The organism is Roseomonas elaeocarpi (assembly GCF_042433915.1).
In the GTDB taxonomy this organism is placed as follows: Bacteria; Pseudomonadota; Alphaproteobacteria; order Acetobacterales; family Acetobacteraceae; genus Roseomonas; species Roseomonas elaeocarpi.
In genome coordinates this window covers 92710-105726 of the sequence record NZ_JBHLUN010000009.1, presented here as the reverse complement: position 1 = coordinate 105726, position 13017 = coordinate 92710, and the positions used below count along the sequence as shown (strand labels likewise).

Genomic DNA, 13017 nt, shown 5'->3' with positions numbered 1-13017 from the left:
AAACCGGCCGATTTCCTTGCGACAACTTGGTTTGGAGACCTCATGTCCGTGGCAATGAGTGGGCGCCGTCTCGGCGTGGCCATCGTCGGTGTCGGTGGCGCCGTGGCGACCACTGCAATCGCCGGCATCGAAGCCATCCGGCGAGGCTCCAACGCGCGCGACGGACTGCCGCTGGCCAATGTCGCCGTGCCCGGCCTGGTTCCCTACGGGGACATGGTGTTCGGCGGCTGGGACCTGAACGGCCAGGACCTGCACGCGGCCGCGGCCGAGCACGGCGTGCTGACGCCTGTTCAGCTCGACGAGGCGCAAGGGTCGATGGCGGCGATGAAGCCTTGGCCGGCGGTGGGCAGCGGCGAGTTCTGCCGCAACATCGACGGCGCCAACAAGTACGAGGCCGAGGGTCATCGTGCCGCGGTGCGCAAGATCCGCGCCGACCTCCAGCGCTTCCGCCAGGACAGCGGCGCCGAGGGCGTGGTGGTGATCAACCTCGCCTCCACCGAACGCTGGCCGGAGGATGTCGAGGCCTTCTTCTCGCTCGACGCCTTTGAGCGGGCGATGGACGACAACCATCCGGCGATCGGGCCCGCGATGCTCTACGCCTATGCCGCGATCGAGGAAGGCGTCGGCTACGGCAACTTCACGCCGTCGCTCGCGGCCGACATTCCGGCGCTGGCGGAGTTCGCCAGGCAGCGCAACGTCCCGGTGGCGGGCAAGGACGGCAAGACCGGCCAGACCTTCATGAAGACGGTGCTGGCGCCGGCCTTCCGCGACCGCGCGCTGCACGTCGACGGCTGGTTCTCCACGAATATTCTGGGCAACCGCGACGGTCTCGCGCTGAAGGACCCGAGCAGCCTGCAGTCGAAGCTCAACACCAAGGGCGACGTGCTGGCCGGCATCCTGGGCTATCCGGTCGAGGATCACCTGGTGGATATCCGTTATTACCGCCCGCGCGGCGACGACAAGGAAGCCTGGGACAACATCGACGTGTCAGGCTTCATGGGCCAGCGGATGCAGATCAAGGTGAACTTCCTGTGCAAGGACAGCGTGCTGGCGGCGCCGCTGGCGCTGGAGATCGCGCGCGTGCTCGACCTCGCGCAGCAGCGCGGCGACGGCGGGGCGCAGGACCAGCTGGGCGTGTTCTTTAAGGCGCCGCAAACGCGCGACGGCCGCCCGCCCGAGCACGGCTTCCCGGCGCAGCAGCGCAACCTGATGGACTGGCTGTCGCGGGACAGCTGAGGTGGAGGCGAGCGCGGCGGGTCACGCGACGACCCTGACCCCTGCCCTGCGGCCGCTGCTGGAGGAGCTGGGCGAGCTCAAGCGCGTCCGCTCTGCCGGGCGCGAGGGTTCCATCGCCACGCGGCTGTTTCAGGCGGGCTGGGCCCGGCTGGTGGCGGGCGAGACCACCGAGGCCGCGATGCGCGCCACCGTGGCCGACGCGCTGGCGGCGGCGCGCCTGGGCGACCTCGACGCCGCGGCGCTCGGGGCTGCCGGGATGACGGCGGCGGAGATCCTGGCGGTGCGGCGGCGGGCGGTGGAGGAGGTTTCGGCCGAGTTCCCGCCGGAACTGCGGGCGCTGCTGCAGGCAGGGCTGGAAGCGGCGCCGGCGCCGCAGGTGGCGCTGCCGCGCTTCGTTGGGCAGCTGGCGGAACAGCCGCGGGCGGGCGTGACCTGCCCCGGCAAGCCGCGCCTGCTGCTGGAGCCGCCGGAAAACCATGCCGAGCACTGCCTGATCGTTGCGGTCTACGGCGTGGTGCTGGCGCCTCGCTACGGTGCCGACCCGGCCACGGTGTTCCTGGCCTCGATGGCGCACCACCTGCACAACGCCCTGCTGCCCGACAGCGGCTTCACCGGTGAGGTTCTGCTGGGCGACCGGCTGGAACCCGTCTTCGCGCGGGCGACGGAGATCGCGCTGGAGGAACTGCCGGGGCCGCTGCGCGACGCGGTGGTGGTGGCGCGGCGGATCCTGCCCGATGCCGAGAGCGGTGACAGCAAGACCTTTCACGCCGCCGACACGCTGGACCGGGTGCTGCAGATCGCGCAGCACCTGCGGGCCGGGCAGACCACGATGCACTACGTGCTGCACGACATGGCACTGGTGCACGAAGGTGCGGTGAAGGACTTCCAGGACGTGGTTCTGCGCGAAACGGGCCTGTTGTGAGCGGCGGTGCTGCCGCGACGGGGCTGCTCTCGCCGGCGACCGGCCGGGTGCTGACTCAGGACACGCCGCACTCGCTGACCGATGGCGAGACGCGCTGGCCGCTGGTGGACGGCATCGCCTTCCTGCGCCTGGGGCGCGAGGCGCTGGCGGCTTCGGCGATCGAGCGGCTGGATGCCGGCGACCGCGAAGGCGCGCTGGTGGTCCTGTTGGCGGATCAGGACGACTGGTGGCGCGGCCCCACGGCCGAGCCCGAGGCACTGCGGCGACTGGTGCGTGAGGCTGACACGCTGACGCTGCGCGATGCCATGGCGCTGCTGAGCTGGGGGCCGGTCGCGACCTATTTCGCGCATCGTTGGAGCGACCCGACCTTCCTGGCGGGCCTGGCGCTGGTGCGGGCGCACTGGGCGGGGCCGGCCACGGCCTTCGAGCTCGCCTGCGGCATCGGGCACCACCTGCGCGCGCTCGGCGAGCAGGGCGTGCGGGCCAGCGGCGGCGACGTGGTCTTCGCCAAGCTCTGGGTGGCGCGGCAATGGGTGGCGCCGGAGGCGGAGCTCGTGTGCTTCGACGCCGGAAAGCCCTGGCCGATCGCGGCGGGCAGCATCGACCTCGTGTGCTGCCACGACGCCTTCTATTTCCTGGAGCCGAAGCGCGAGATCCTCCATCGGCTGCGGGCGCTGCGCGCGCCGGGCGGCGTGCTGGCGGTGTCGCATATCCACAACCGCGACTGGCCCAACATGTCGGCGGGCTCGGCCATGCAGGCTGGGGACGTGGCGGCGCTGTTCCCCCAGGCCACGGTCTACGACGATGCCGAGCTGACGCGGGCGCTGGCGGAGGAACGGGCGCCGGTCGGCGCGCCGGTGGCCTCGCTGGGCGGGGTGGAAGCCTTCTCGCTGGCGGAAGGGCCGGGTGTCGGCCCGGCGCAGGCGGTCACGGGCGGGATCGCCCTGCCGGCCGGGGGCGCGGCGCTGCGGCGCAACCCGCTCTACGGCGAGGACGGCACGGTGCGCTGGCCCTCGGAGCGCTACGAGACCGAGTACGGGCCGCGGGCGACCTATCCGCAGCACTCCGACGCGCCGGAGCGCGGGGTGATGGACTCGGCGACGCGGACCCGGGCGCTCCGTCGCGAGATGCTGCATCTGCCGGACCGCTGGTGATGGCGGACGGCGACAGGCCTTTCGGCTGGGGCGTGGTGGGCTTCGGCTGGGTGGCGCGCGACTACGCCGTGCCGGGGCTCCTGGCCTCGGGCGGGCGGCTGGCGGCGGTGTTCGACCCGGATGCCGAGGCGCAGCGGCTGGCGGGGGAGATGGGCGCCACGGCGCACCCGACGCTGGACGCCCTGCTGCGCGATCCGGCGGTGGAGGCGATCTACGTCGCCACCCCGAACCACCTCCACCGCGCGGCGGTGGAAGCGGCCGCGGCGGCGGGCGTGCCGGTGCTGTGCGAGAAGCCGATGGCCGCCACGCTCACGGATGCCGAGGCGATGGCGGCGGCCGTCGAGCGTGCCGGCGTGCTCTACGGCACCGCGTTCGACCAGCGGCACCATCCGGCACATGTTGCGCTGCGCGAGGCGATCCGGGGCGGGCTGATCGGCACGGTGACGGCGGTGCGGATCGCCTATTGCTGCTGGCTGGGGCGGGAATGGACTTCCCTGCCCGGGCACGGGAACTGGCGGGCGGATGCGGCGCAGGCGGGCGGCGGGGCGCTGATGGACCTGGCGCCGCATGGGTTGGACCTCACGCAGTTCCTGCTGGAGGAGCCGGTCGTGGAGGTCGTGGCGATGACGCAGCGGCGGGTGCAGGACTACGCCGTGGACGACGGTGCCGTGATCCTTGGGCGCACGGCGTCGGGCGTGCTCTTGCAGCAGCACAACAGCTACAACTGCCCGGACGCCCTGCCCCGCCGGCGGCTGGAGGTTTTGGGCAGCCGCGGTCAGGTGGTGGCCGAGAACACCATGGGCCAGACCGCCGGCGGCACGCTGACTCATACCGATGCGGCCGGTGTCGTGGCCGCCCTGCCCTTCGGCGACCAGGATGTTTCGCCCTTCGCGCGGCAGATGGCCGCCTTCGCGGCCGCGGCGCGCGGGGCTCCGCATGATTTCAGCGGCGCGCGTGACATCGCCACGATGCGCCTCCTCCACCAAGCCTACGCGAGTGACCCACGATGCCGTTGAAGCCCTATGCCTGCGGGAATTGCGGGTTCTGGCAGAAGTACTTCGCCACGCCGCCCGACTGCCCCGTCTGCACCGACACGCGCAACGACCTGCCGGAGGATGGCTGGGACTTCTGGGACGAGGGGCGCGTGGCGGCGCACCTCACCGGTTCCTGGCGCGATCTCGGGCGCGGGCTGATCGCCTTCCGGACGGCGCCGCGCTTCGGGCTGGACGGGATCGGCTGGCTCCTGCTGCACGAGGACGGCAACGTCGCGTTCGAGGCGGCGCCCTACTACACCGCGCCGATGCGGGATGAGATCCGCCGGCTGGGCGGCATCCGCTACCTGTCGGGCTCGCATTGCCACGGCTACGGCGCGCTGTGGCAGTTGCAGGACGTGTTCGAGCCCGATTTCCTGGCGATCCAGCGCGAGGACCTGCGCATGACCAAGGCCATGCGGGTGAACTACCCCTATGACGACGTGCTGGAGCTGCGGCCGGGCGTGACGCTGCACCATGTCGGCGGGCACTACGAAGGGCAGTCGGTGCTGCACGACGCGACGCGCGGCATCCTGTTCTGCGGCGACGCCTTCAAGGTCGACCAGGACGCGGCCGGCAACAACCTGGCGGTGTCGTCGCACAAGGCCTTCCACAAGGACATCCCGCTCACCCGGCGCGAGGTGGAGAAGTACCGCGACGTGATTGGGGCACTGCGCTTCGACACGATCTGCACGCCCTTCGAGTACGCGCCGGGCATCACCACGGAGATGGCGGTGCGGGCGCTCGACGCGCAGGTGGTGCCGGTGCCCGAGGTGCGTCGCGTGCCGATGGCGACGCTGCGGGCGGATGCGGCCGGGGCGACGGGCGGCGCTGCGGCCGGTGCCGTGGGCGCTGGTACGGCAACAGGTGCGACGGAAGCCGGTGCGACGGAGATGGGCCTGTGAGCATGAGCCTCGAAGACGTGGCGGTGGCCTTTCGCGAAAGCCTGCCGGCCGAAAGCGAGATCAGCGTCTTCCGCATCGACGCGCTGGACCGCACCGGCATCCCCGTGTCGCAGGCCAACCTGCTGCTGCCCGATGAGCCGGCGACCACCGGCTACGGCTACGGCTTCGAGCCGATCGAGGCCGAGGTCGGCGCGCTGGGGGAGCTCTGCGAGGAGGTCCATGCCGGCAAGGCGGTGGCGCGCATCCCGGCGGTGACGGGTTCCTACGGCGAGATGGTACGCCAGCACGGCCGGCGCGGCGTGGTGGACCCGATGACGCTCTGCCTTTCGGCGGGGAGCGACTACACGGATGAGCTGCCGCTGCGCTGGGTCGAGGGGCGGCGGTATCCCAGCGACGAGTCCGTCTGGGTGCCGCGGGAATGGGTGGCGGCCTACCCTTATCAGCTCGGCGAGGCGCCGCGGCTGATCACGCCGATCACCAACGGTCTGGGCGCGGGCTTCGACCATGCGCATGCGCTGGCGCACGGCATCATGGAGCTGACGCAGCGCGACGGAAACGTGGTGAGCTTCCGCGCACTGGACCAGGGCGTGGTGGTCGACCCGGAAGGCATCCAGGACCGGCAGGTCGTGGCGCTGATGGAGCGGCTGCGGGCGGATGGCATCAACGTCACCGTCAAGCTGGCCTCGGCGGACATGGGCATCCCTGACCTCTACGTGGTGGGCGATGATCGCGGGCAGCCTGTCTGCCCGATCCAGGTCACGGCCTGCGGCGAGGCCTCCCACCCCGACCGGGAGCGCGCGCTGCGCAAGGCGCTGCTGGAATTCGCCGGATCGCGCGCCCGCAAGGCGGCGACGCACGGGCCGATCGAGCTGCTGCGCAGCGTGATGCCGCGCGGCTATGCCGACCGGCAGATGGCGGTTGCCATGGTCGAGGAAGAAGAGAACCGCGCGCTGGAGGCGATGACCGATTGGGTGGCGCAGGACGCCGCCTGGCTGAAGCAGCGGCTGTCCAACAGCGTGTTCAGTGAGCGGCGGCGCGTGCGCTTCACCGACCTGCCGACGGTGGAGCCCGCGGCGATCGCGAACAGCACCGACCGGCTGAACCTCCTGCAGGGGCGCCTTGCGGATGAGGGGCTGGATCTGATCATGGTGGACCTGTCGCCGCCCGACGGGCCGGTGAAGGTGGTGCGCGCGGTCGTGCCGGGGATCGAGATGGAAACCATGTCGTACCACCGCATCGGCTGGCGCGGCGTGCGGCGGCTGCGCGAGCGCGACGATCCGCTGATCCTCGGTGCGCCGCGCGAGGGTGCGAAGCGCGTGATGCTGCGCCCCGCCGACGAGGAGCGCTGTGGCGGCCCGGCCTGGTTCGACGCGGCGCTGGCGGACCGGATCGTGGGCGACCTTTACCCGCTCTATCGGGAGCCCGGCACCTTTTCCGCCCAGATGCGTCTGCGGCAGCGGCGGGAGCGCGGGGCATGAGCTTGCGCTACGCCTTCAACACCAACGGCACCGCGAACCACCGCATCGACCACGCCGTGGCGCTGATCGCCGACAGCGGCTTCGACGGCGTGGCGCTGACGCTGGACCACGGCTTCCTCGACCCGATGGAGGAGGGCTGGGAGCAGCGAACCGAGGCGCTGGCGCGCGATCTTTCCGCGCGGGGTTTGGGCAGCGTGATCGAGACGGGCGCGCGCTTCCTGCTCGACCCACGGGCCAAGCACGAGCCGACCTTCGTGTCCGCCACGGGGCGGGAACGCCGGGTGGCTTTCCTTCAGCGCGCGGTGGATATCGCGGCGATGCTGGGCAGCGAGGCGGTGTCCTTCTGGGCCGGCGTGCCGAAGCCCGGCGTGGACGTGGTGCAGGCGCAGGCCTGGCTGATCGAGGGCGTGGCGCAGGTCCTGGAATACGCCGAAAAACGTGGCGTGGTGGCGGCGCTGGAGCCGGAGCCCGGGATGCTGTGCGAAACCGTGGATGACTGGAACGGCATGCGCAAAAGCCTGCCCGGGCTCAAGCTGGCGCTGGACCTCGGCCACCTGCTGGTGACGGAGGAGCGCGAGCCGCCCGCCGCGGTGCGAGAGTTCCGCGACGTGCTGGGCACGGTCACCATCGAGGACATGCGGCGCGGCGACCACACACACCTGCCCTTCGGCGAGGGCGACATGCCGGTGGCGGAGTGCCTCGCCGCGTTGCGCGAGATCGACTTCCGCGGCCTGATCTGCGTGGAGCTTTCGCGCGAGAGCCACCGGGCGGACGTGATGGTGCCACGCTCGCTCGCCGCGCTGCGGGACGCCGAAGAGGGGCTGGCGGCATGAGGGTCCTGTTCTGCTCCCGCCGCTTCTGGCCGGCGATCAGCGGCATGAGCGTTTATGCCGAGAACCTCCTGCGCGAGTTGGTGGCGGCGGGCCACGACGTGACCATGGTGAGCCAGTTCCGCGGCGACGCGGCGGGCACCAAGGTCTACGGCGGCGGCGACCCGCCGCCGGTGGAGGGCGTGCGGGTACTCGGCCGGCGCTCGCTCGGTGAGGAAAACGGCGGCGACTTCGAGCGCGACGTGCAGGACATGGTGGACACCATCCTGGCGGAGCATCGTCGCGAGCCCTTCGACCTCCTGCACGCGCAGTACGGCTATCCGAACGGCTGGGCGGTGCTGCTGGCGGCGCGCGAACTCGGCATTCCGACCGTCGTGTCGATCCAGGGCGGAGACGGGCATTGGGTGGGCTCGTGTTGCGAGACGCACCGGCGCGCCATGGTGGACGTGATCGACCATGCCAACGCGGTGCTGATCGGCTGCGAGAGCTTCGCGCAGGAGGTGGTGGAACGTCTCGGCGTGGCGCGCGACAGCTTCACCATCGTGCCGGGCGCGGTGGATGTGCGCCGCTTCACCCCGGCGCCGGAGCGCGAGCCGGGCGATGCGGCGGAGCCGGTGCGGCTGCTGTACCACGGGCGGGTGGACCGGCGGAAAGGCGCGCTCGACTTCCTCGACGCGCTGGCGATTCTGCGCGACGAGGGCACGCCTTTCGCCGCCACGATCTCCGGCATCGGGCCGGATTTCGACCCGTCGCGCGAGAAGGCCGCGGCGCTGGGGCTGGAGGTCGCCTTCCCCGGCTACGCCGATTACCATGCGGCGCCGGCGCTCTACCGCGAGGCGGACGTCTTCGTGTCGCCGACCTATGCCGAGGGGTTCAGCAACACGATCCTGGAAGCCATGGCGAGCGGGCTGCCCTCGGTGTCGTGCTACGCCGTGGGCGTGGTGGACTGCCTCCGCGATGGCGAGAACGGGTTGCTGTCGCAGCCGGGCGACATCCCTGCGCTGGCCAGCAACCTGCGGCGGATCATCACCGACGGGCCATTGCGGCGGCGGCTGGCGGCGGCGGCGCTGCGGGAATGCCGTGACACCTATTCCTGGACGGCGGTGGGGCGGCAGATCATGGGTGTTTACGCCGAGGTCGCGGGACAGAAGCCCAGCCTCGGCTTCGACCCGGTGCTGCCGGTGGACCCGACTTGCCGCTTCCGGGCGACGCCGCACCTGCTCTGACGCATGCCCACCGTTCTCGCCATCTCGCCGCACCTGGACGACGCCGTGTTCTCGGCGGGCGGCACGCTGGCGCGCCTCGCGGCCGAAGGGTGGGAGGTGGTTGTGCTGACGGTGTTCACCGGCAGCGTCGCCGACCCCACAGGCTTCGCGCTGGCCTGCCAGCTGGACAAGGGCCTGTCGCCCGAGGTCGACTACATGGCGCTGCGGCGGGCGGAGGATGCGCGAGCCTGCGCCGCGTTGGGCGCCCGGGCGGAATGGCTGCCGTTCCGGGAAGCGCCGCACCGGGGATACCGCAGCGCGCCGGAGCTTTTCGCCAATGTGCGGGAGGATGACCGCATCGACGCCCCGGTGGCGGAGGCGCTGCGGAAGGCCGTGGCGCGCTGGCAGCCGGCGATGATCCTGGCGCCGCAGGCGGTGGGTGGGCACGTCGACCACGTCCAGGTGGTGCGGGCGATCGACCAATCGCACCCGTCGGCGCCGGTGCTGTGGTGGACGGACTGGCCCTATGCCGCGCGGCCCCACAGCCACCCCGCCCGGCCTTTCGCCGTGCGGATGGAGGCGCTGCCGGAGCAGGCCGTCGCCATCGACCCGGCGCCGAGGCTCGCGGCCTGCGCGGCCTACGCCACGCAGCTGGGCTTCCAGTTCGGCGGGGCGGCGGGGCTGGAGCGGGCGCTGGCGGAGGCCGGCACCGTGGAACGGTTCCGGGTCGAGCGCGACCTGGCGAAGGCCTGGCCGGGGGTTGGCGGAGCCTCGCCGGACGGGGCGCGGTGAACGCGCAGCCGGCGGCGGAAACCGGTGCCGGCGGCCCCGCCGCGACATCGGGTGGCACCGCGCGCGGCATCGCCACGCCGGCGGCCCTTGCCAACCCGGCCGAGGTGGAACGGCGCCGCCTGCTGCTGCGGGAGCCGCATATGCGCGCCCTGGCGGCGCTGTCGCGGCGGCTGCGGCGGGACACCGGCATGGCCGTGCCGGATGCGGACCCGTTGGACGGCGGCGTCGCGGCGCGGGTGCTGATCCTGCTGGAAACGCCAGGCCCGGCGATCGGCCGGACGAATTTCGTGTCGCGCGACAATGCCACGCCGACCGCGCGCAACCTGCGCCGCTTCACCGTGGCGGCGGGCCTCCGTCGCGAGGACACGCTGATCTGGAACACGATCCCCTTCGTGATCCACGCGCCCGGGGCGCTGAACCGCTCGCCCAAGGCTGCCGAGGTGCGGGCGGGCGTGGCGCTGCTGCCACCGCTGCTGCGCCTCCTGCCGGCGCTGCGGGTGGTGGTGCTGGCGGGCCGCGTCGCGAGGTCGGCGGCAGCCGCATGCCATGAGGCACTGAGCGGCGTGACGGTCATGGAGATGCCACATCCGAGCCCTACGATTGTCTGCACCAGCCCGGAGGTTCCGGCACGCATCCTGGCGACCCTCAGCGAGGCCGCCGCGATCCTGGCGCGTGAAGGGGTTCCGGCTGTGCGGGAGATAAAGGTTTGACCACGGTTCTGGTCACGGGCGGCGCCGGCTACATCGGCAGCCACGCCGTGCTGGCCTTGCGCGATGCGGGCTTCGAGGTCGTTGTGCTGGACAACCTGTCCGCCGGCTTCCGGGAAGCCGTGCCCGAAGGCGTGCCGCTGGTGGAAGGCTCGGTGCGCGACACCGCGCTGGTGACCGACGCGCTGCGCCGGCATGGCGCCACGGCGGTGCTGCACTTCGCGGGCTCGCTGGTGGTGCCGGAAAGCCTGGAGCAGCCGCTGCTGTACTGGGAAAACAACCTCGGCGGCACGCTCTCGGTGCTGCGGGCCTGCGAGGCGGCGGGCGTCGGGCAGCTGGTCTTCTCCTCCACCGCCGCGGTCTACGGCATGCCGGACTCGGGGCTGGTGGACGAGGACGTGCCGCCCTGCCCGATCAACCCCTACGGCGCCAGCAAGGCGGCGGCGGAGCGGCTGGTGGCCGACGCGGCCGGGCCGCTGGCCTTACGCAGCGTGGTGCTGCGCTACTTCAACGTGGCGGGCGCCGACCCGGCGGGACGCGCGGGGCAGCGCACGGCGCGGGCGACCCATCTCCTCAAGGTCGCCTGCGAGGTGGCGGTGGGGCAGCGCGCCGAGGTCCAGGTTTTCGGCACCGACTACGCCACGCCCGACGGCACGGGGGTACGCGACTTCATCCACGTGTCCGACCTGGCCGAGGCGCATGTGGCCGCCCTCCGGCACCTCCAGCGGGGCGGCGACAGCCTGTTGCTGAACTGCGGCTACGGCACCGGCCATTCCGTGCTCGAGGTGCTGCGGGCGGTGGAGCGCGTCAGCGGGCGCGCGCTGCCGGTGCGCAACCTCGCGCGCCGGGCGGGCGACGCCCCGGCCCTGGTGGCGCGGGCGGAGCGTATCCGCACGCTGCTGGGCTGGCAGCCGAGGCTGGAGGGGCTGGATGGCATCGTGTCCTCGGCCCTCGCCTGGGAACGCCGGATGCAGGCGGAGCGCCTGGAGAACGTGGCGTGAGCGCGCTTCCGGATTTCGGCGCCATCACGCGCGTGGACCGGCATTCCGCCACGGGCACCGTGCCCCGTGGGCCGCGCGCCGTGCCGCCGGCGGTGCTGCGGCGCCGTCGGGCGCTGCTGCTGGCCCTGACGGTGCTGAGCGCGCTGGCGATGCTGGCGTTGGTGGTGCGCGTCCTGGCGCCGGGCGGATGGAGCGCCTGGGAAGTCCTGATCCTCGTCTGCGCGGTGGTTCAGCTGCCGTGGTTCGGCCTGTCGGTGGCCACGGGGCTGATCGGCGGCGCGATCGCGCTGTTCGCGCGCGATCCGGCAGCGGCGGTGCTGCCGGCGCTGCGCGGTTTGCAGCCGGAGGCGCCGATCCGCACGCGGACGCTGCTGGCGATCTGCGTCCGCGACGAGCCGATGAGCGAGGTCCTGCCGCCGGTGGAGAGGCTGCTGCGGGCGCTGGAGGCTTCGGGCCACGGCGCTGCCTTCAGCATCGGCGTGCTGTCGGACACGGCGCGGCCGGAGAACGCGGCCGAGGAGGAGCGCGCGATGCGTGTGCTGGCCGCGGCCCACCGGCCCGGCGCCGTGCTGTACCGCCGACGCCTGAGCAACGAGGGCTACAAGGCCGGCAACGTCATGGAGTTCCTGGACAACCACGCCCGGGACTTCGACTTCATGATGGTGCTGGATGCGGATTCCGAGATGTCGGCCGCGACGGTGCTGCGCATGGTGCGGGTGGCCGAGGCCGACGAGCGCTGCGCCATCCTGCAGTCCAACATCGCCGGCGCCCCGGCGCGGGCGAGCTTCGGCCGGCTGACCGGCTTCGGCGCCCGGCACGGCGGCCGCATCTGGGTGTATGGCCAGGCCTGGTGGCAGGACGACCAGGGCCCCTACTGGGGGCACAACGCGCTGGTGCGCATCGCCCCGTTCCGCGCGCATTGCCGCCTGCCGGCCATGGCCGACGGCACGCCGATCCTGAGCCACGACTACGTGGAGGCCGCGACGCTGCAGGGCGCGGGCTGGGCCGTGCGCGTCCTGCCGGAGGACGAGGGCTCGCTGGAAGCGCATCCGCCGCACGCCATGGCCTACCTGAAGCGGGAGCTGCGCTGGGCGGCGGGCAACATGCAGTGGATGGGGCTGCTGCGCGAGCGGCGCCTGTCGACGCTGGGGCGCTTCCAGATGGCGCAGGCGGTGGCTTACTACCTGCTGATCCCCTTCTCCTTCGCGCTGATGCCGCTGGCCGCGATCAACGCCGCGACGGGCGGTGCGGCCGGAACGCCGCGCCCCTGGTTGCTGCTGCTGCTCGTGCTGCTCTGGGGCCTGCCGCAGCTGGCGAAGTTCGCGGGCTACGCGCAGGCCATCCTGCGGCCGGGTCCCGGCGTGACGCGCGGGCCGATGCTGGCGGAGCTCCTGTTCACCACCCTGTTCGAGCCGGTGGCGGGCTTCGACCGCGTGGTGGTGCTGGGGCGCCTGCTGCTCGGCGGCGGGCGCGGCTGGCCGGGGCAGGAGCGGCTGGAGCGGGACCTCGAATGGTCGGAGGCGGTGGGCTATTTCTGGCCGCACACGCTGTGCGGGCTGGTGATGGCGGCGCTGTTCGCCTCGGCCGGGCTGTTTCCGCTGCTGGCCGCCCTGCCCTTCATCGGCGGGCTGATCCTGGCGGTGCCCTTCGCGGTGGTGACCTCGGTCGTGTCCGACACGCGGTTCCCGACCGGCGGATTGGCCGAGAGCCGGGAAAAGGTGCGCGCCTGACGCCTGGGCGCGGGGGTGTTCCCCGC

The 13017-nt window shown here is 72.4% G+C and carries 12 protein-coding genes; all 12 read left to right on the top strand.

Translation table 11 applies throughout. The features are described 5' to 3' along the window. Positions 1-42: 42 nt before the first annotated feature. The 12 genes from ACFFGY_RS14130 to mdoH are packed head-to-tail and all read left to right on the top strand — an operon-like array spanning position 43 to position 12991. Positions 43-1236 (top strand): inositol-3-phosphate synthase, encoded by a 1194-nt coding sequence (locus tag ACFFGY_RS14130; protein ID WP_377045139.1) that lies wholly within the window; start codon positions 43-45, stop codon positions 1234-1236. Between the two features lies 1 nt (position 1237). After that, a complete protein-coding gene (locus tag ACFFGY_RS14125; protein ID WP_377045138.1) occupies positions 1238-2158 on the top strand; it encodes an HD domain-containing protein in 921 nt (306 codons plus the stop codon). Next, positions 2155-3312: a class I SAM-dependent methyltransferase gene (locus ACFFGY_RS14120; RefSeq protein WP_377045137.1), complete on the top strand. Its 1158-nt coding sequence runs from the start codon at positions 2155-2157 to the stop codon at positions 3310-3312. The genes ACFFGY_RS14125 and ACFFGY_RS14120 overlap by 4 nt, the downstream gene beginning before the upstream one ends. Beyond that, the gene (locus tag ACFFGY_RS14115; RefSeq protein ID WP_377045136.1) at positions 3312-4328 is read left to right on the top strand and encodes a Gfo/Idh/MocA family protein; all 1017 of its coding nucleotides are present in this window, start codon (positions 3312-3314) and stop codon (positions 4326-4328) included. Before ACFFGY_RS14120 ends, ACFFGY_RS14115 begins: the two co-directional genes overlap by 1 nt. Then, positions 4319-5248: an MBL fold metallo-hydrolase gene (locus tag ACFFGY_RS14110; protein WP_377045135.1), complete on the top strand. Its 930-nt coding sequence runs from the start codon at positions 4319-4321 to the stop codon at positions 5246-5248. The genes ACFFGY_RS14115 and ACFFGY_RS14110 overlap by 10 nt, the downstream gene beginning before the upstream one ends. 2 nt (positions 5249-5250) lie before the next feature. Further along, positions 5251-6726 (top strand): YcaO-like family protein, encoded by a 1476-nt coding sequence (locus ACFFGY_RS14105; RefSeq protein ID WP_377045134.1) that lies wholly within the window; start codon positions 5251-5253, stop codon positions 6724-6726. Then, a complete protein-coding gene (locus tag ACFFGY_RS14100) occupies positions 6723-7559 on the top strand; it encodes a sugar phosphate isomerase/epimerase family protein (protein WP_377045133.1) in 837 nt (278 codons plus the stop codon). The genes ACFFGY_RS14105 and ACFFGY_RS14100 overlap by 4 nt, the downstream gene beginning before the upstream one ends. Beyond that, complete coding sequence (locus ACFFGY_RS14095) at positions 7556-8782, top strand: glycosyltransferase family 4 protein (RefSeq protein WP_377045132.1); 1227 nt, start codon at positions 7556-7558, stop codon at positions 8780-8782. The genes ACFFGY_RS14100 and ACFFGY_RS14095 overlap by 4 nt, the downstream gene beginning before the upstream one ends. A 3-nt stretch (positions 8783-8785) precedes the next feature. After that, positions 8786-9553 (top strand): PIG-L deacetylase family protein, encoded by a 768-nt coding sequence (locus ACFFGY_RS14090; RefSeq protein WP_377045131.1) that lies wholly within the window; start codon positions 8786-8788, stop codon positions 9551-9553. After that, complete coding sequence (locus tag ACFFGY_RS14085; protein ID WP_377045130.1) at positions 9550-10263, top strand: uracil-DNA glycosylase; 714 nt, start codon at positions 9550-9552, stop codon at positions 10261-10263. The genes ACFFGY_RS14090 and ACFFGY_RS14085 overlap by 4 nt, the downstream gene beginning before the upstream one ends. Continuing rightward, positions 10260-11261, top strand: a complete 1002-nt coding sequence (galE, locus tag ACFFGY_RS14080) for a UDP-glucose 4-epimerase GalE (protein WP_377045129.1) — start codon at positions 10260-10262, stop codon at positions 11259-11261. The genes ACFFGY_RS14085 and galE overlap by 4 nt, the downstream gene beginning before the upstream one ends. Continuing rightward, on the top strand, positions 11258-12991 hold the full coding sequence (gene mdoH / locus ACFFGY_RS14075; RefSeq protein ID WP_377045128.1) for a glucans biosynthesis glucosyltransferase MdoH: 1734 nt from the start codon (positions 11258-11260) through the stop codon (positions 12989-12991). Before galE ends, mdoH begins: the two co-directional genes overlap by 4 nt. The last annotated feature ends 26 nt before the right edge of the window (positions 12992-13017 follow it).